Source organism: Aeromonas sp. DNRA1, from assembly GCF_963888745.1.
Classification (GTDB): domain Bacteria; phylum Pseudomonadota; class Gammaproteobacteria; order Enterobacterales; family Aeromonadaceae; genus Aeromonas; species Aeromonas hydrophila.
The window spans coordinates 283,991-302,324 of the sequence record NZ_CAWPKQ010000002.1 but is presented as its reverse complement, the minus strand read 5'-3'; the positions used below and the strand labels follow the sequence as shown (position 1 = coordinate 302,324).

The following is an 18,334-nucleotide window of genomic DNA, read 5'->3' as shown; positions in this document are numbered from 1 at the left end:
CTCTATATTACATGCCGATCAACTTAACGATTTGATTGGCAACAACTTTAGCGCTCTGGTCATCAGTCTGGATGACAAAGTCAGCCACTTCTTCATACAGGGCGTTGCGTTCTTGTGCCAGACGCTCGAGTACTTCGCGCGGCGGCTCTTCGGTTTGCAGCAAGGGGCGACGCTTGTCTCTTTGCGTACGTGCCAGTTGCTTCTCAATGGTGGTTTCGAGGTACACCACGATACCGCGAGCAGAGAGCTTGTTGCGTGTTTCACGACTCTTGATGGCACCGCCACCCGTCGCCAGCACGATACCCTGCTGTTCGGAAAGGTCACCGATGACCTTCTCTTCGCGGATCCGGAAACCCTCTTCGCCTTCAACATCGAACACCCAGCCGATATCGGCACCACTGCGGCGCTCAATCTCATGATCTGAGTCGAAAAACTCCATATGCAGTTGTTCTGCCAGATGTCTACCTATGGTGCTCTTGCCCGCACCCATGGGACCTATCAGGAAAATATTGCGTTTCTCAGCCATGTCTTTTCGTTAGTAATTACAAACTGTACGACCCCGACAAACTCTCGATCGGGGTACCTATGAACCTTATCTTGCGATGGATCAGGAGGGGGATTATCTCAATAGAAATCAGGACTGGCAACCGCAGCCCTTACGCCCCAGCCTCATTGGGGCGTAAGGTTATATGTGTTTTACCTTCACATGTAAAGTCTTCAGAAGGCGTCGGTGACTATCTTCGGCGTCACGAAAATCAGCAGCTCACGCTTTTTGTTCTCGCTGGTTGTCTTGCGAAACAACACGCCCAGACCCGGGATGTCACCCAGCAAGGGCACCTTGCTGACGTCGCTCTTGATGGTCTGTTGATAGATGCCGCCAAGCACCAGGGTCTCGCCATTGTTGACCAGCACCTGGGTAGTGATGGACTGGGCGTTGATGGAGACGGCATCACCGGTACCAGTCGGCACGGTTTCACCCTTGGTATCCTGGGTCACGGTCAAATCCAGGATCACCCTGTTGTCAGGGGTGATCTGCGGCGTCACTTTGAGGCTCAGTACCGCCTTCTTGAAAGTAACCGAGGTTGCCCCGCTGGAAGAGGACTCCACATAGGGGATCTCGGTACCCTGCTCTATCAGCGCCGGTTTCTGGTTGGCCGTGGTGACCCGGGGACTGGCGATGATCTCGGCCTTGCTCTCTTTCTCCAGTGCCGACAGCTCGAGATCCAGCAAGGTACCATCTGCCAGCCGCGCCACCTGGAAGGCCAGGGTGCCGGCCGCATTGGTCACCGGCAGATTGACGTTAAGCCGATCGTCCACCCCGGGTCGGGTGATGGTCGAACCGCCATTGTTGTTGCCGGAACCGTCATTGCCCTCGATGGTGCCCGAGGTGCTGTTGCCGTGGCCGTCGTTCTTGGTTACCCCCCAACGCACCCCGAGCGCCTCGTCAAAGCCGTCATCAATGGTCACCATCCGCGCCTCGATCACCACCTGCTTGACCGGAATATCCAGGATATCCAGCATGCGCTTGATGTTGCTGATGACGTCGGCAGTGTCCTTGACCACCAGCACGTTGGTCCGCTCATCGACGCTCACCGCCCCCTTGGAAGAGAGGAGCTTGGTGCTCTTGGACGAAAGCAACGTCGCCACTTCGGATGCCTTGGCATAGTTGATCTGCAGATACTCGGTATAAAGCGGTGCCAGATCGGCAACCTGGTTGCGACTCTCCAGCTGCTGTTTCTCGCGAGCGGCAATCTCTTCTGCCGGTGCGACCAGCAGGATGTTGTTGTCCAGCCGCTTGTCGAGCCCCCGTACCTTCAAGATGATGTCGAGTGCCTGCTCCCAGGGCACCCCGTCCAGCCGCAGGGTGATGTTGCCCGACACCGAATCCGTGGTCACCAGATTGAGGTTGTTGAAATCCGCGATGAGCTGCAGCACGGTTCTCACCGGGATATCCTGAAAATTGAGAGAGATGGGTTTGCCCTGATACTGCTTGCCGGCAGTCGCCGCGGTGCGCTTTTTCACCTCGACGATGAACATCTTGTCCGCCTGATCGTAACGGTAATCAAACTGGCCGTTGACCGAGAGTTCGAACAGGGTGTCGTTACCCTGGCGGAACACCTCAACCTGAGAGACAGGGGTAGCAAAATCCTGCACGTTGATCAGGTTCAGCAAATCGTCCGGTACCCGGGTGCCGTGAAACTTGGCAAGTACCGTCTGGCCACGGCTGCTGACGTCAACGGCGGCGGAGCTGTTATCCAGCGTCACCAGAAATTCCCCCTGCCCATCCTTGCCACGCCGGAAGTCGACCCCCGTCACGGAATTGAAGTAGGCACCACTGGCTGCCGTCTGTGGTGATGGCAAGACCGGCTTGCTGGCCACGGACGCTGCCACTGGAGCGCTCTGGCGAGCAAGCTGCTGGCTGTTGATCAGGGCGGACGAGGCTGCCGGCTGGGTATTGATAAGTGCAGACGAGGTCGGCTGGGGGGCCACCAGCCCGGAGGATGCAGTGGTGGCTGGCAGCGGCATGGCTGCTTTTTCTCCCAGCGCCACCAACAACTTATTGCCTTGCTGATGCACCTGATAGGGGGTCAGTTGATCGAGAGCGATCTTGATATCGAGACCAGCCCCTTTGCCCTCGACCTTGAGGTTGTCCACCCCTTGCTGCTTGATGGGCAACGGGTTCACGTTGAGCGCACCCACTGCCCCAGGCACATGCAGCAGCAGCTGGTTGGGTTCATAGGAGAGACGATCGGTAAATCCACTGACCGGTTCGCTGAAGCTCAGCTCCAGCAACAGCTGGTCCGCCATCAGCGGATTGACCTTGACCTCCTGCAGGGTTGCCACGGCCCAGGCCTGGCTCCATGCTCCGGCGCAAAACAGCAGGGTAACTCGGGCTACCATACCTATTGTTGTTTTCATCGCATCATCCCTGATTATCGTTTTGCTTCAAGATTGGCCATGCCCAGCTGAGTTTCTCGGGTCACCCAGCATCCTTTGCCATCCGGTATAGTCTCAATCAAATCCACATAGGTATCAGTGATCCTGATCACCCGTCCCTGATCCAGTCCCATATGTTGATTGAGGCCCACCCGGATGGATTGACCATCAGGTGTCCTGATCAAGGCCCACAACTGTCCCTGCTTGCCAAGTGAGCCCTGCATGCTCAGGCTGGCCAGTGAATAACGTTCAAGTACTTCTTTCTCTCTGTTGGCCACTATCTGGGCGCAATCCGGCTTCACCTTGGCATCCACCTTGGCACTGCTGGTTTCAGGCTGGGGGGCGATGAAGGGGCTGCGCTGATCGCTGAGGTGGTAAGCCATCGGGGAAAAGGGTTTGATTTCTGGAAGAGGCTCGATGGGTACTGGTTTTCTGGCCTTGGTGGCCGCCACATAGTTGTCCATGTCATCCTGCCCACCGCAGGCGGTCAACAACAGGACAGGCAACAACACGCAGAGTAGCTTCATTTGGTCTGCCCCACGGTTTTGCCATTGTATTTGTAGGTTTTGGCCAGCATCGACATGGCAATCATGTCACCCTGCTCCTTGCCCTGTCCCAGCGTGAACGATTCCAGGATGACGATACGCGGCAAGGCCGCCATGTCGGCCGTGAACTTGCCTATCTCATGATAAGTGCCCACCACTTCGATTCGCATGGGCAGCTCGGTGGAGAACTCGTGTTTGATCTCGGGCTCCCAATTGATGCGATTCAATTTGAGCCCATTGTCGGTAGCAATGAAACTGATGTCATCCAGCAATCCGGCCACTTCGTGAGTATTGGGCAACTGCTTGAGCTGGGTATCCACCAGCTGTTCGAGCTGCACCATCTGTGTCTTGTAGGCACCGAGGTTGGCAGCCAGCATCGCCTTGCTCTCGAACTGCGCCTTGAGTTCTGCCTCCTTGTTGGTCTCTTGGGTCAACAGGGTCAGTGAGTTGGCAATCACGTAGTAATAGATGGCCCCCCCCAGCAAGGCACAGAAGAACAGGATGAAAATCCCCTTGGCCAGCTTGGGCCAGCTGGCAATGTTGTTGAGATCCAGTTCATTGAGCTGTTGTAGATTCATTGCTGCCCCTTAGCCACATCGACCGTGGCACCTGCCGCACCCGCGACCTGGAACATCATGGAGAACTGGCTGAGCGAAACGGGCGCCACATCGGCCGCAAAAATCGTGCTGATCTGCGACTGCCCCAGCCAGCCGGAGCCATCTATGCGACGCATCATGCTGGCTACCCTGCCATAGGCCTCGGTCTTGCCATTCACATCTATTTGATTGTTCTGCAAGGCAAGCGTGTTCAGGTACACCCCGTTGGGAACCAGAGAAGGCAACTGGTTGAACAGGCGAACCGGCAGATTGCGGCGCATCTGCAGGTGCTCGATCAATTGCATGCGATCGATCAACTCCTTGCGTCGCTCCTTGAGCAGGCGGATCTCGCCAAGCTGGGCATCGAGGATGGTCATCTCCTGCTGCAAGCGCTGGTTGCGCTGCTGCTGATGGCCTATCTGCTGCTCCACCAGCCAGTCGGCGGCAAAGCCGAGTGAAGCCGTGATGGCCATGAAGATGCCCAGCATGACTCCGAATTGCTTCTTCTGCCGCTGTGCTCTGGCCTCACGCCAGGGCAGGAGGTTTATATTTGACATGGCGTGAAGCTCCTCAATGCCAGACCCAGTGCCGTCATGAACTTGGCACCGTGGACCGCCCCCTCCCCTTTCGGCTTGCCGAACAGAGCAAAGGGATCAGGGTGCAATACCTCACAATTCAATTCATTGCCGACCTGAGCCACCAGCCCGGGCAGCAGACTGCCACCGCCGGTCAGCACCAGTCTGGAAAGCTCTCTGTGCCCGGAAGAGCTACAAAACAGCTGTACATTGCGTCGAACATGCTGCAACAAAGTATTCATATGGGGCATTAAAACATCGAGTTCATAATCTGCAGGCAATGAATTCTTGGTTTTAGCAACCTCTGCTTCTTCTTGCGTCATGCCATAGAAAGAAGCTAAAGCATGGCTATATTGATCACCGCCAAAATTTTGAATTCTGGAGTAAATGGTTTGCCCCTTGACCAATGCAACAAACGTCATGGTACTCGCCCCGATATCGATCACGCCGACCGGCTTCTCCCACTCCTGCAGCTCCGGCAGGCAGGCAAGCACAGCACGCCCCAGCGCATGAGCGCCCACATCCACCACCTTGGTGATCATGCCGGCCTCCGCCAGTGCGGTTACCCGCCCGTTCACGCTTTCGGTACGGGCCGCACTCAGCAATACTTCCTGACGATCCTGATCGGTCACCTTGCCCAAGATCTCGAAATCCAGGCTTACTTCATCAAGGGGAAAAGGGATGAGTTGCTCAGCTTCGAGCTGAACCTGATTCTCCAGCTCGCTGTCGCTAAGACGGGTATCAACGAGAATGACTTTGGTAATCACATTGGAGCCGGTGACGGCGGTTGCAGCATATTGACTGCTGCCGGAGATGAGGCGCTTGAGGGCCTTTAGAGACTGGCTGACCCGCTCGATATCCTGCAGCTGATAATCGACAAGAGTGCCTTTGGGAGTGGCGACTTCGGCCACCGATTCGAGATGCAGCTTGCCGGGACGACCGGTAATGGTCACGGCCTTGATGGTCTGGCTCCCAAAATCAATACCCGCCAGAGGAAGCAGAGAACCTTTGTTGAATAGCCCAAACATATACACATCCATGCGTTATTGGGTTTTAGGATTGATTGTAGGACAGCTAATCAGAAGATGATGGCTTAACGCATCCTAAATGCTCTATCTATCAATGTCATAAAGTTTATGCCGAAAAGTGATACAACTCGCTTTCCGGCTGCCCCTCGCCTCCCCTTGGTTATTGAGCCGCAGAATGCTAACCTCCCGCCTCTTCTCGAGGAGCCGGGCTGCCGTCAGGAAAACCTCGAATTTCCGGAGGCAAAAGGGCTATACTCTGCGCCCGTTGGCTAATTTTAAGACGATTGGTAGTTCTTCCATGCTGAAATGGCTCGTACGCCTGTTTATTGTCATGATGCTGGGTGCTGTGCTGGGTGTTGCCAGCCTCATCGGTATCTACTTCTACATCAAGCCCCAGTTGCCGGATGTGACCGCGCTGCGCGACGTCAAGCTGGCCACCCCGATGAAGGTGTACAGCCGGGACGGGGAATTGATCTCCCAATTTGGCGAAATTCGTCGCATCCCGCTGCATCTGGATGAAATCCCCCAGTCCATGATCGATGCGGTACTGGCGACCGAAGATGCCCGTTTCTATGAGCACCCGGGGATTGACCCCATCGGCATCATTCGCGCAGCCACCGTCTGGGCCGTCTCCGGTCAGGCCCGCCAGGGCGCCAGTACCATCACCCAGCAGGTCGCCCGCAACTTCTTCCTGAGCAATGAAAAGACGCTGGTGCGCAAGATAAAAGAAGTCTTCCTGGCCTGGCGCATCGAGCAGAATCTCTCCAAGGACGAGATCCTGCAGCTCTATCTCAACAAGATCCCGCTCGGCTACCGGGCATTCGGGGTCGGTGCCGCAGCCCAGGTTTACTTTGGCAAGGAAGTCAAAGACCTGACGCTGGACGAGATCGCCATCATCGCCGGTTTGCCCAAGGCGCCGTCTATGTTGAACCCGATCCGCTCGCCGGAACGTGCCTTTGCTCGCCGCAACGTGGTACTTGGCCGCATGCTGGAAACCGGCAAGATCACCCAGGCCCAGTTTGATGAAGCATCCAAGATGCCGGTCAAGGCCCGCTATCACGGGGCCGAGATCACCTTGAATGCCCCTTACCTGGGGGAGATGGTGCGCCAGAAGATGGTGGAGCAGTTTGGTGAAGATGCCTACACCATGGGTCTGCACGTCTACACCACCGTCACCGCCAAGCGCCAGCGCGCCGCCCGTCAGGCCTTGCTCGACGGCGTGTTCGACTATGACACCCGCCATGGCTACAAGGGTGTGACCGCCCAGCTGTGGAAAGCGGGCGAAGCCGATTGGGATTATGACAAGATCATGGCCCATCTGGCCAAGCAGCCGACTTATGAGCCACTGATGGCCGCTGTGGTCACCAAGCTGGCTGACAAGAGTGCAACCATAGTGCTGAAGAACGGCAAGCAGGCTGAGCTTGGCTGGAACGGCATCAAGTGGGCACGCGCCTTCATCACCGATGATCGTCAGGGCTTTGCGCCCCGCTCGGCCCGCGACATGCTGAAAGTGGGCGCCCAGATCTGGGTTCGGGAAAAGGGTGAAGAGCTGCTGCTCTCCCAGATCCCCGAAGTCAACGCCGCTCTGGTGGCCATGAACCCGCAGGATGGTGCCATCGAGGCGCTGGTCGGCGGCTTCAGCTTCGAGCTCTCCAAGTTCAACCGGGTTGATCAGGCACGCCGCCAGATAGGCTCCAACATCAAGCCTTTCCTCTATGCCACCGCGCTGGAACAGGGCTACACCCTGGCCTCTCTCATCAACGATGCGCCGATCAACCAGTGGGATCCCTCCAAGGGCCCCATGTGGCAGCCCAAAAACTCCCCGGCCATCTATGAAGGCCCCACTTCCCTGCGCCTCGGCCTCGCCAAGTCGAAGAACGTGATGTCGGTCCGGCTGATGCGCGCCATCGGGCTGGATACCTACATCGACGGCCTGACCCGCTTCGGCTTTGCTCGCGATACCATCTCGCCCAACGAGTCGCTGGCCCTGGGTGCTGCCGAGTTCACCCCGCTGGAAGTGGTGCGCGGCTACTCGGTCATGGCCAACGGCGGCTTCCAGGTCACCCCCTACTTCATCACCGAAGTCACCGACAGCTTCGGCGCGCCTCTCTATCAGGCCAACCCGGCCGCTGCCTGCCGTGATTGTGGCGTGCTGGCCGCCGCCGGTCTCGACAGTGCAGATGCCTATGCCAATACGGCGCCGGACTGGAAAGCCCAGTGCCCCATCGATCCGGTCGTTCCCGGCAACATGGCACCGCAGACCATCAGTGCCCAGAGCACCTTCCTGGTGACCGACACCCTGACCACCGCCATCTGGGGCGGCAATGGCTGGCGCGGTACCGGCTGGCGGGCGGCGCGCGACCTCAAGCGCCACGATATCTCCGGCAAGACCGGGACCACCAACGAATCCCGTGATGCCTGGTTCTCCGGCTATACCCCGAATCTGGTCGCCACCTCCTGGATCGGTTTTGACAACCACCAACGTGGTCTGGGCCGGGCCGAATTTGGCGGTGGTGCCGCACAGCCCATCTGGATCGACTTCATGAAGACGGCGCTCAAGCAGGTGCCTGAGCGCAAGATGCCGGTACCGGAAGGGATCATCACGGTGCGGATCGATCGTGAGACCGGCCTGCTGACCAACCGGACCGACGGCAGCAGCACGGAAGAGTTCTTCAAGGAAGGCACCGAGCCGACCCGCTACGCGACACAGAGCTCGGATGGCAATCAGGTGTACGGCGGTGATGGTTCGTCCACCGATGGTCCCGTCTCCACCGACGATATCTTCTAAACCACCGCAGAAGATAAAAAAACCGGCGCAATGCGCCGGTTTTCTTTTTTGTGGCCTTGTAGTAGCGATGCGCAGTTAGCCAAGCAGGCTCTGCATCAAGCGCGAGATACGGGCGGCCAGCTCGTTGAAGCAGGGCCGGCGTACCGAATAGTGGCGATAGAGCAGCGCTATGGTACGCCCAGGCACGGGATCTATCACAGGTCGATAGCTGACACCTCCCTCTTCGGCATTGGCGGGCACGGCGAGCCTGGGCACCAGCGTCATGCCGCTGCCGGCGGCCACCATGTTGCGCAGGGTCTCCAGGCTGGTGCCCTTGAAGCGCTGATCCTCGCCGATTCCGGCGGCAAAGCAGAATCCCATCGCCTGATCCCGCAGACAGTGACCATCGGCCAGCATCAGCAACTTCTTGCCCTTGAGATTGCTGAGCGGCACCGCCTTGGCCTTGGCCTCCGGATGCTGCTGGGGCACCGCCAGCCACATGGGTTCCTGATAAAGCGGGATAGAACCAAACCCGTCCATGCCCTCCAGCTCGGCCAGGATCAGGCAATCCAGCTCCCCCTCTTCCAGCCGCTTGAGCAACACCTGGGTCTGCTCTTCATAGAGGTAGAACTCCAGCTTGGGAAAGTGCTCGCGCAGATCCTGAATAATGTGAGGCAGCAGATAGGGGCCGACGGTAGGAATGAAGCCGATGTGGATTTCGCCGGACATGGGCTCGGCAAAGTGCTGGCCGATGCTCTTGAGCTCACGCACCTCTTTGAGCACCTTGCGGGCCTGCTGGGCCATGGCATCGCCAGCCGGGGTAAACAGCACCTTGCGCGAGGTACGCTCGATCAGGATCACCCCGAGTTCATCCTCCAGCTTGCGCAGCTGGCCGCTCAGGGTGGGCTGACTGACGAAGCAGCGCTCCGCCGCCTTGCGAAAGTGCTTCTCCTCTTCCAGCGCCACCAAATACTCGAGATCGCGAAGGTTCATACATCCAGAATCCTGCCAACCAATGGGGACATTAGCATGCCCAAGAACGGCGGAGCGAACAAGGGATGGTGCAAGAGGGACAGTCGACTGGCCGATAAAACAAGGCGGGCCCGGATCCAGGATCCGGGCCCGCAGCTGCGAGCATCCAACCCGCCTTTACACCCGGAAGCGGCGCACCATCTCCTGCAACTGGGTCGCCAGGTGATTGAGGTCGTTACAGGCCTGTGCCATCTGGGTTGCACCAGCGGCCACTTCCTCGGAGGCATGGCTGATATTGACCACGTTGCGGTTGAGCTCTTCACTCACCGCCCCCTGCTCTTCGGTCGCGGTCGCGATCTGGATATTCATGTGGGAGATGCTCTCCACCGAGCCGCTGATCTCGGAGATGGATGCCCCTGCCTCCCGCGCCGTGCTCACGGTGGAATTCATCATGTCCTGGCTTTGTTGCATGGTGGTGCCGGCCTGCTCGGCCCGCTGCTGCAGTTCGGCGATGATGGTGTTGATCTGGGAGGTGGAATCCTGAGTCCGCTTCGCCAGAGTACGCACCTCGTCGGCCACCACCGCAAAGCCGCGGCCCTGCTCACCGGCCCGGGCCGCCTCGATGGCGGCGTTGAGCGCCAGCAGGTTGGTCTGCTCGGCGATCCCGCGGATCACCTCCAGCACCATGCCGATGTTGCGGCTGTCGTCGCCAAGCTGGCGGATCACCACGGCGGTGCTCTCGATGGCGCCGGCAACCTGCTCAATACGCTTGATGGAGTCGTTGACAGTGCGAGCCCCCTGTTCGGCGGTGCTGCTGGCAGCACTGGCGGCGCTGGCGGCATCGCTGGTGTTGCGGGACACTTCCTGCACCGTGGCCTGCATCTCGTTCATTGCAGTCGCCAGCTGATTCAGCTCGTGCTGCTGGCTGTTCATGTTGTTGGCGGACTGGCGTGCCACCGCGCTGATCTCTTCGGCTGCCGAGCTCAGTTGCACCACAGAGCCGGAGACTTCGCTGACCAGGGTTCGCAAGTTCTTCTGCATCTCGCTAAAGCCCTTGGCCAGTTGCCCCAGTTCATCGTTGTTGAACTGGCTGGCATCAAGATGGGCTGCCAGATCGCCTGCTGCGACCTTGCGGGTCTGCTCCAGCAGTGCCATCACCGGATTGCGGATCTGGCCGGTCAGCAACCAGGCAACCACCACCACGAACAGCACTGTGATGAGGCTCACCACGATACTCATGGTACGCGAGCTGCTATAAAGATCGGCCACCGACTTCACCATGCTGTCAGCCAGCTCGTTGTTGATCTCGCGCAGACGATAGGATTTGGCCCCCGCCTCTTCCAGGGCGGCGCGAGTCTCGTTTTTGCGCAGGCTCTTCACTTTTTCCAGATCGCCGCTGGCAAAAGCCGCAATCAGCTGCTCGTGCACCGAGAAGTACTTGGCGCCAGCGGCCACCAGCTGCTCGTAAGTCTGCTTCTCCTCATCGGTGCTGAAGGGCAACGAACCATACTTTTGCGCCGCCGCGTCAAACTCCTGCTTGGCCTTGTTGAAGGTGATGGTGCGTTCGCTCACCTCCTGGGCATCCTTGTTGAGGCCGCCAATCACCTGCGCCAGTTCGGAACGGCGGGCATCGAGAATGGCTACATGCATCTGGCTGGCATAACGGGTCGATGGCAACAGGTTGCCCGAGATGGTGGCGGTATCGGCATAAAGATGGGACAGCTGAGTGATGGAGAACCACGCCAGCCCCACCACTAGCAGGGCCAATACGGCAAAACCGGCGCTCAACTTCTGACCTATAGACATATTTTTGAACATGATTGGTATCCTTGGCGGCTAGACGCAAGCCCGTAGCCTCAAACGCCCGGGCTATCCCCATAGAGCATAGCGCGATGATCGCAAGCGGATGATTTTCAAACTGTCCGCTACTGAATATATCGTCCCACCTGGGGATAGCATGAGTGCCGGATAGGTGGGAAAAATCTGCAACGAGCACCTCGGACGCAGCACATCCGCCACCGGATACGACCTGCTGTTCACTCAATGATTCATCATGAGCTGGATCTGGCGAGCAAACTCCTGCGGTTCACCCAGGAAGGAGGAGGCGGACAAGGGGGTGACTTTGTCGCCCTGCACCAATCCCAGGGTCGGGTAGCCCTGCCCGCCGAGACGGCGCATCCAGCGCTGGCTGTCGGCCAGATGGCTTGCCAGGTCGGCCTGCTGGTAGGCCTTCACAAAATCATCCGCGCCAATGTTCTGCTCCGCCGCCAGGCTGGCCAGATGCTCGAGAGAACCGATCCAGATGCCATCGCGATAGTGGGATTGCTGGATGCGGTGCAACAGGCTCAGGCCGTTGCCACCCAGCGCCGTCACCGCCAGGATGGCGCGGATGGGCTGTTCCGAATCGAGCAGCAGACCATCGCGCAGCAGCAGCTCGTTGAAATAACGCTCGCCGAAAGGCTGGCCGGTCAGCGCCTGGATCCGCTCGTCATGGGGGCGGACGTAATCGCGCAGGGCCTGGCCCATCGCCTGCCTGCGCCCACCAAGCCAGAGACCACCAGCGTGCAGCTCGATGCGCAGCTCCGGGATAGCAGCCGCAGCCTTCAACAGCGGCGCGGCGCCGTAGCACCAGCCACAGAGGGGGTCGTATACATAATGCAGAGTCGTTTCGTTCATATCATTCACTCGTTCATTCGGCTAAAAAAACCGGGCCCTCGGGCCCGGTAAAAAAACACAGGGAAGTAGGCGTCAGGGGTTTACCACTTCATCTCGCCGGTGTTGACCTTGGCACCGATGGCCAGACCGTCGTCGACCGGCAGGGATGGGTAAGCCTTCTTCAGTGCTTCAATCAGCTGACCGGAGTTCTTGGCTTTGGCCAGCTCCTGTTCAAAGCGCTCTACGTAGTCACGGGTAAAGGTCACGGCTTCGGTACCCTTGGGCGCAGTCCCCAGGAAGTGACCCGGCACCACACGCTCGGGCTTCAGCGCCAGCAGATTGTTCAGCGCCTTGACCCAGTTGCTGCGAGCGGCTTTGGTCTGACTGTCAGCCATCCACACGTGCACGCCGCTGTAGACCGGTACGCCACCAAACGCCGTCTTGATGGATGGAGCCCACAGATAGGCATTCGGGGTGTTCATCTCTTTGATCTCGATCTTCTCGCCATCCAGTGTCAGATGGCTGGCCGTCATCACTTGCGGCACGGTCAGGCTCTTCGGTGCACCCTTGCCAAGGATGGGGCTCCAGTAGCTCAGTTTGGCGTCCTTAGTCTGGTTGATATGGTCGACCACATGCTGGTCCGCCAGTACCTTGACGTCCGGGAAGGCTGCCTTGATGGGCTCCAGACCGAAGTAGAAGTCGGGGTCACCGGCACTGATATAGACGGTGGTCAGCTTCTTGCCGCTCTTCTTGATCATGTCGACCAGTGCCTGGCCGTTTTGCACGTCGAACTGGGCATCGATCAGGATTGCTTCTTTGTCGCCAGTCACCAGGGAAGAGGAGACAGGAAAGATTGCCTTCTCGCCCGGGTTGTAGACGGTCACTGTGAGCGGGGCGGCCATGGCGGCACCGCTCAACAGGGTGGTGGCCAGGGTCAGGTTGCGGATCAGGGAGTTGTTCATCATCTATTCCTCATTAAGTATTCGGGGGTTCATTTGATGGACACAGTTTATTGGATCAATTACGGTACAAATACAGCATAATAAGCGCATCACTGTTGCATTAATCGAGCATATAGAGAGCCTGAAATGGATCGACTGACCGCATTGCGGGTCTTTGTCAGCGTAGTCGAACAAGGCAGCCTGAGCGGCGCCGGGGAGAAACTGGAGATGTCGCGCGCCATGGTGACGCGCTACCTGGCGGAGCTGGAACAGTGGATGGGGGCACGACTGCTGCACCGCACCACTCGCCGGCTCAGTCTGACCGGCCCAGGGGAAGAGGCGCTGAACCGGGCCCGCGCCATGCTGGCACTGGGAGAAGAGATGGAGCAGATCGCCGTACGCGGCGACGAGGCCCCCAAGGGCCAACTGCGCATCACCAGCAGCTATTCACTCTCGGAAGCCCTGCTGGTGAGCGCAGCCAACGACTACCTTGCGCGTTATGCGGGCACCGCCATCGACATCCTGCTGCTGGACCGCACCGTCAACCTGGTGGAGGAGCGAATTGATCTCGCCGTTCGCATCACCAATGACCTCGACCCCAATCTGGTGGCCCGCCGGCTCGGCACCTGTCACTCGGTGGTCTGTGCCAGCCCGGCCTATCTGGCCAAACACCCGACCCCGCACAAGGTGCAGGATCTCGCCCTGCACAACTGCCTCACCTACACCTATTTCGGCAAGAGCCTGTGGGAATTTCAGGGACCGGCCGGGCCCGAATCGGTACCGGTGAGCGGCAACCTCAGCGCCAACATCTCCAACCTGCTGCTGGAGGCGACCCTGGAGGGGGCCGGCATCAGCCTGCAGCCCCGCTACTCGGTCCAGCCCCACCTCGACAGCGGCACCCTGGTGCCGCTGCTGGAGCAGTGGCAACCCAAGCGACTCGGCGTCTACGCCGTCTACGGCACCCGCAAGCAGATGTCACCATTGTTGCGCAGCTTCCTCGACTTTCTGGTGGAACGCATGGCCGTCGATCCCATGTGGCGAGAGTAGTGACGGAAACAAGAGACAACGCAAACATGCGAAAGGGGCCAGCAGGCCCCTTTCGCGCATATGTCACACCAGTCCGCTGGCGTCAGGCTTCGAAGCCGGTCTGCGGGGCTTCGGCAGGCGCCTCCTGCGTCACGTCCAGATAGATATCCCGGTAGGCCACATAGATGGAGTAGTTGAGCGCCGGGATCACCACCAGCAGACCCACCAGCATCAGCGCCGCGCCGAACAGCATCAGGATGGCGGCGATCAACCCCCACCAGAGGAAGGGCCACATGTTGGTCAGGCAGCCTTTGAAACTCAGTTTGGCCGCCTGCAGGATCCCTACATCGTGGAAAAAGATGAGGGCGGGGGCGAAGGTGATGGCCATCAGCACCGGGATCAGCAGTGCCAGCCCCAGCAGCAGACAGAGCAGCAGCCCCTGGGCCTGGGCTGCCGTCACCACCAGAGATTCGGGATCCTGGGTCAGCAGGGAGGTGAGCCCCCACATGGAGAGCAGGCCCAGGCAGATGAGGCCGATCAGGCTGAACAGGGCCAGCACCAGCAGGCCCCCAAGCATCAGCGGGGTCAGCTTGTGGCGAAAACCGGAGAAGAAATCGGCAAAGCGCAGCGGATTACCTTCATAACCGTGACGGGCCACCGCCACCCAGCCGGCACCCCAGACCATGTAAAGCAGCTGGGAGATGAGGCTGCCCGCCGGCAGACGCTCCAGCAGCAGACCGACCGCAAACCAGATGAGGACCATGGCAACACTGACCCCCATCCCCTTGTTGAAGACATCGAAACCGGATCGCACCCAGACCCAGCCACGCCCGATGGGGTGACGAGCAGGTTCTGCGCGCAGGGGGGACAATCCATTCATAACATTTCCTCGGTTCAAAACGGCTGGTTGCCGATTCTAGAGCCATGGGCCGACCGACTCAATGGCGGGTCACCGCCGAGACCGGTTTTGCACGTCATGGCTGCTTGTATCAGACGTTACGGTTATCATAAGAGACCCCTTTGCAAGGGGCATTCACTTATTCAAGAGAATCCAAAATGCGTACATCTCACCTGGCGCCAATTCTGCTGGCCTCCCTGTTGCTCAACCTCTGGCAGTGGCAGGCCGCCCCTGTCAAACCTCAGCCGGGATCCGACACTGCCAGCCCCACCAACAGCCCGTCGCAATGCGATTCGGTCACCAGCCAGAACAGCGGCCAGAGCACCGGGCAGAGCCTGCTGGCCAAGCTGCCCGGCAAGGGAAGCCAGAGCGAGCCTCCCCCCGCCCAGGATGTGCTGCCTCCCAATCCCGAGCTGGAAGCCGCCATCAGCCAGTGGAGTCAGTCGAGCGAAGGATCCGTGCTGATCGAGCGACTCTATGACGCCGAACAGGGCAGCCAGCTCACCACCGTCTTTGACCGGCTCGACATAGTGGAAGACGTGCGCGGCCAGGTCCAGGAGCAACTGCGCGAGCTCTATCGCCTCGGCTTTGACCATCCCGATGCCTATGAGCAGGAGAGCCAGCGCATCTGGGGCAACCTCAGCAACCTGCTGGGGGAGGATACCCGTACCCGGCTCGAACAGGAGATCTACTCTGGCGATACCAACCGCCTGCTGGAGATCCAGGGTCGCCTGGCCGAGCACGGCGAGCTGCTGGCACCGGCCCAGCGCCAATCCCTGACGCGTCTGCTGAGCGAGGCGAACCAGCAGCTGGCCCAGCAGGAGAGCGGCGATGCCGGCACCTATCTGGAGAACCAGCGCGCCTATACCCAGCGGGTACTGGAGAGCAGCCGCGGCTTCCTCAATCCGGATCAGCTCAAGGTGGTACAAGACATGCTGGAGCTGGACCTGGTACGCCAGGAGGTGTCGGTCCAGATGGAGGCCATCTACCAGCGCTTCCAGCCAGCGTCCTGATTTCGTTACCGTTTCGTTTTAGTCAACCCAGCCTGGAATCATCATGAGAGTCGTTTGTTGTCTATTGTTGCTGCTGGCCAGCCAGTCCGCCCTCGCCGAGGGCTTCATCAGTCGCCTGCTCAACCACCCGGTGCCGGGGGGCGTCGCCGTGGTGGCGCTCGGCAGCGAGGCGCAGGCCCCGACCGCCCGCTATCAGGGCAAGCCAGTGTTGGTGGTGCGTGAAGAGGGCAAACGCTGGATTGCCATCGTCGGCATCCCCCTCAAGAGCCAACCCGGCCCCCATCAGCTGCAGGTGAGCGATGGCCGCACCCTCGGCTTCACGGTCGGCACCAAACACTACCGGGAGCAGCACATCAAGCTCAAGAACAGTCGTCAGGTCAACCCGCTGGCGGAAGACATGACCCGCATCAACCGCGAACTGGCGGAACAGACACGTGCCTACCAGACCTTCAGCCCGACCCAGCCGAGCAACCTGCTGTTCGACAAACCGGTGGAAGGGCCGCTCTCCAGCCCGTTCGGGCTGCGCCGCTTTTTCAACGGCGAGGAGCGCAACCCCCACTCCGGCCTCGACTTCGCGGTCGGTGCCGGCACCCCCATCAAATCGCCGGCGGCGGGCAAGGTGATCCTGATCGGCAACTACTTCTTCAACGGCAATACGGTGTTCGTCGATCACGGTCAGGGCCTCATCAGCATGTTCTGCCACATGTCGAAGGTCGACGTGAAGTTGGGCCAGAGCCTACCCCGCGGCGGCATCGTCGGCCGGGTCGGCGCCACCGGCCGTGCCACCGGTCCCCACATGCACTGGAATGTCAGCCTCAACGACGCCCGTGTCGATCCCGCCATCTTCATCGGCGCCTTCAAGCCCTGAACCGCTGACCTGTCAGGGGCGCTCAAAACGAAAAAGGCAGCCTGGGCTGCCTTTTTCATGGCCGACTGACCACATGTCAGGCTGCGCTATGCTGGCGCGCCTCCTTGTTCATGGCCCGCCACATCACCAGGACCAGCAAGGTGCTGCAGGTGGGCAATGCCAGCCAGACGCCGGATACCCCCCACAGGGAGGAGAAGCCCCACAGGAAGCCGCCGATCAGCACCAGCTTGCCGCCGGTGAGCAGGGAGGCGATGCGGGCCCGGTTGATCGCCTGGAAGTAGGTGGCCCCCACCAGCAGCAGGCCTTCCATCGGCAAACCCCAGAAGTAGAGCCAGATGCCGAGGCTGGCCACCGGCAAGAGGGCCGCGTTGTCCCCGGCAAACAGGTAGACCACCCCCTCCGGCCACAGATAGAGCGGCAGCATGCCGCACAGGGCCACCAGCAGGGTCACCCCCAGCGCCAGGTTGCGCACCCGCAGCACCCGTGCCCAGTTGCCCGCCCCGGCGTTGAAACTGGCGATGGGCTGGATGCCCATGGCGATCCCCTCGAAAATGAGATAGAAGAAGGCCTCGCTGTAGCTGATGACGCCGTAGGCCGCCACGTGCAGCGAGGTACCCACCGCCAGCAGCGCCTTGTTGTGCAGCGCCAGTACCACCGACAGATAGAGGTACATCAGAAAGCTCGACACCCCGAGTCGCAGCGTCTCCCCCATCAACCGCCAGTCGGGTCGCAGGGTGTCCCAACCAATGCGCAGCTGGCTGCGCGGGGTGAAGAAGTGCCACAGACAGAGGCCGCCGGTCACCGCCTGGGAAAGCATGGTCGCAATGGCGGCACCCGCCAGCCCCCAGGGGATCACCGCCATCAGCAGGTAATCGAGCAGCACGTTGAGCACGCCGCCCCCCACCAGGATCCAGGTGGTGAGGCCGGGTCGCCCGTCGTTGCGAAGCAGGGCGGTAAACGCCATGGAGAGCACTGCATAGACCCCGAGCCAGGCGTACCACTGCAGATAGGCGAAGCCGGCGTCAAAGATGAGCCCCTCCGCCCCCATCCAGATCAGCATGGCCTCGCCGTAACGGATGCCGATGAAGGCGAGCAGCCCAGAGGCGATGAGCACCATCATCAGCGCGTTGCCGACGATGTGGCGTGCCCTCGCCTGCTCCCCCTTGCCCAGATAAAACGAGGCGAGCGCCGAGGAGCCCATGCCGATCAGCGCCCCCACCGCATAGAGCACGGCGCAGATGGGGTACGCCAGCATCATGCCGGCCAACCCGTCCTGACCCAGAATATGGCCGACGAAGATGCCGTCTATGGTGACATAGATGCCGGTGACCAGCATAGCGGCCACGGTCGGGGTGACGTAGCGCCAGAACAGGCGGGAAAGAGGGGCCGTGCCCAGATCGACTGCGGACATAAAACGCTCAACGGAGGGAAAAACGGCCAGAATGATAGCCAAAGCGGGCCGGGAACGCCCGTTATTTATGTTACAAATCATTAATATGGAAAACTTTACCCG

At 59.8% G+C, this 18,334-nt stretch carries 16 protein-coding genes; 4 read left to right on the top strand and 12 right to left on the bottom strand.

Translation table 11 applies throughout. The features are described 5' to 3' along the window. Window positions 1-7 precede the first annotated feature (7 nt). The 6 genes from aroK to tapM all read right to left on the bottom strand — a co-directional run bounded on the left by aroK (window position 8) and on the right by tapM (window position 5,693). The gene (aroK, locus tag AACQ43_RS07435; protein ID WP_005298388.1) at window positions 8-526 is read right to left on the bottom strand and encodes a shikimate kinase AroK; all 519 of its coding nucleotides are present in this window, start codon (window positions 524-526) and stop codon (window positions 8-10) included. A gap of 191 nt (window positions 527-717) precedes the next feature. Further along, a complete protein-coding gene (locus AACQ43_RS07430) occupies window positions 718-2,919 on the bottom strand; it encodes a type IV pilus secretin PilQ (RefSeq protein WP_076360350.1) in 2,202 nt (733 codons plus the stop codon). Window positions 2,920-2,933: 14 nt separating this feature from the next. Continuing rightward, window positions 2,934-3,464 carry a pilus assembly protein PilP gene (locus AACQ43_RS07425; RefSeq protein ID WP_043121182.1) on the bottom strand — a complete coding sequence of 177 codons (531 nt, stop codon included), beginning with the start codon at window positions 3,462-3,464 and terminating at the stop codon, window positions 2,934-2,936. Then, window positions 3,461-4,060, bottom strand: coding sequence for a PilO family type IV pilus biogenesis protein TapO (gene tapO / locus AACQ43_RS07420; RefSeq protein WP_011706968.1), 600 nt, complete (start codon window positions 4,058-4,060; stop codon window positions 3,461-3,463). Before tapO ends, AACQ43_RS07425 begins: the two co-directional genes overlap by 4 nt. Next, window positions 4,057-4,635: a PilN family type IV pilus biogenesis protein TapN gene (gene tapN / locus AACQ43_RS07415; protein ID WP_011706969.1), complete on the bottom strand. Its 579-nt coding sequence runs from the start codon at window positions 4,633-4,635 to the stop codon at window positions 4,057-4,059. The genes tapO and tapN overlap by 4 nt, the downstream gene beginning before the upstream one ends. Continuing rightward, window positions 4,623-5,693, bottom strand: coding sequence for a PilM family type IVa pilus assembly protein TapM (gene tapM / locus AACQ43_RS07410; RefSeq protein WP_146062963.1), 1,071 nt, complete (start codon window positions 5,691-5,693; stop codon window positions 4,623-4,625). Before tapM ends, tapN begins: the two co-directional genes overlap by 13 nt. A gap of 286 nt (window positions 5,694-5,979) precedes the next feature. On the opposite strand from tapM, the gene AACQ43_RS07405 reads away from it, so the two are divergent. Further along, window positions 5,980-8,469: a penicillin-binding protein 1A gene (locus AACQ43_RS07405; protein WP_168966731.1), complete on the top strand. Its 2,490-nt coding sequence runs from the start codon at window positions 5,980-5,982 to the stop codon at window positions 8,467-8,469. Between the two features lie 75 nt (window positions 8,470-8,544). Here AACQ43_RS07405 and oxyR read toward each other — a convergent pair whose 3' ends face one another. The 4 genes from oxyR to AACQ43_RS07385 all read right to left on the bottom strand — a co-directional run bounded on the left by oxyR (window position 8,545) and on the right by AACQ43_RS07385 (window position 13,037). Beyond that, complete coding sequence (oxyR, locus tag AACQ43_RS07400; protein ID WP_017409206.1) at window positions 8,545-9,441, bottom strand: DNA-binding transcriptional regulator OxyR; 897 nt, start codon at window positions 9,439-9,441, stop codon at window positions 8,545-8,547. A gap of 156 nt (window positions 9,442-9,597) precedes the next feature. Beyond that, entirely contained in the window at window positions 9,598-11,238 is a 1,641-nt protein-coding gene (locus AACQ43_RS07395) for a methyl-accepting chemotaxis protein (RefSeq protein ID WP_168966729.1), read from the bottom strand. Window positions 11,239-11,460: 222 nt separating this feature from the next. Beyond that, on the bottom strand, window positions 11,461-12,096 hold the full coding sequence (locus AACQ43_RS07390; RefSeq protein WP_146062959.1) for a DsbA family protein: 636 nt from the start codon (window positions 12,094-12,096) through the stop codon (window positions 11,461-11,463). 80 nt (window positions 12,097-12,176) lie between these two features. Next, the gene (locus AACQ43_RS07385; RefSeq protein ID WP_076360550.1) at window positions 12,177-13,037 is read right to left on the bottom strand and encodes a Vmh family MBL fold metallo-hydrolase; all 861 of its coding nucleotides are present in this window, start codon (window positions 13,035-13,037) and stop codon (window positions 12,177-12,179) included. A 126-nt stretch (window positions 13,038-13,163) separates the two neighbouring features. Between AACQ43_RS07385 and AACQ43_RS07380 the strand changes: the two genes are divergently transcribed. Beyond that, a complete protein-coding gene (locus AACQ43_RS07380) occupies window positions 13,164-14,063 on the top strand; it encodes a LysR family transcriptional regulator (protein ID WP_113994193.1) in 900 nt (299 codons plus the stop codon). Between the two features lie 82 nt (window positions 14,064-14,145). Here AACQ43_RS07380 and AACQ43_RS07375 read toward each other — a convergent pair whose 3' ends face one another. After that, the gene (locus AACQ43_RS07375; RefSeq protein WP_076360359.1) at window positions 14,146-14,922 is read right to left on the bottom strand and encodes a BPSS1780 family membrane protein; all 777 of its coding nucleotides are present in this window, start codon (window positions 14,920-14,922) and stop codon (window positions 14,146-14,148) included. Between the two features lie 176 nt (window positions 14,923-15,098). Between AACQ43_RS07375 and AACQ43_RS07370 the strand changes: the two genes are divergently transcribed. Continuing rightward, window positions 15,099-15,953, top strand: a complete 855-nt coding sequence (locus AACQ43_RS07370) for a hypothetical protein (protein ID WP_168966727.1) — start codon at window positions 15,099-15,101, stop codon at window positions 15,951-15,953. Window positions 15,954-15,996: 43 nt separating this feature from the next. Beyond that, window positions 15,997-16,821 carry a M23 family metallopeptidase gene (locus tag AACQ43_RS07365; protein ID WP_026080256.1) on the top strand — a complete coding sequence of 275 codons (825 nt, stop codon included), beginning with the start codon at window positions 15,997-15,999 and terminating at the stop codon, window positions 16,819-16,821. Between the two features lie 76 nt (window positions 16,822-16,897). On the opposite strand, the gene AACQ43_RS07360 is transcribed toward AACQ43_RS07365, so the two are convergent. Next, window positions 16,898-18,232, bottom strand: a complete 1,335-nt coding sequence (locus AACQ43_RS07360) for an MATE family efflux transporter (protein ID WP_168966725.1) — start codon at window positions 18,230-18,232, stop codon at window positions 16,898-16,900. Between the last annotated feature and the right edge of the window lie 102 nt (window positions 18,233-18,334).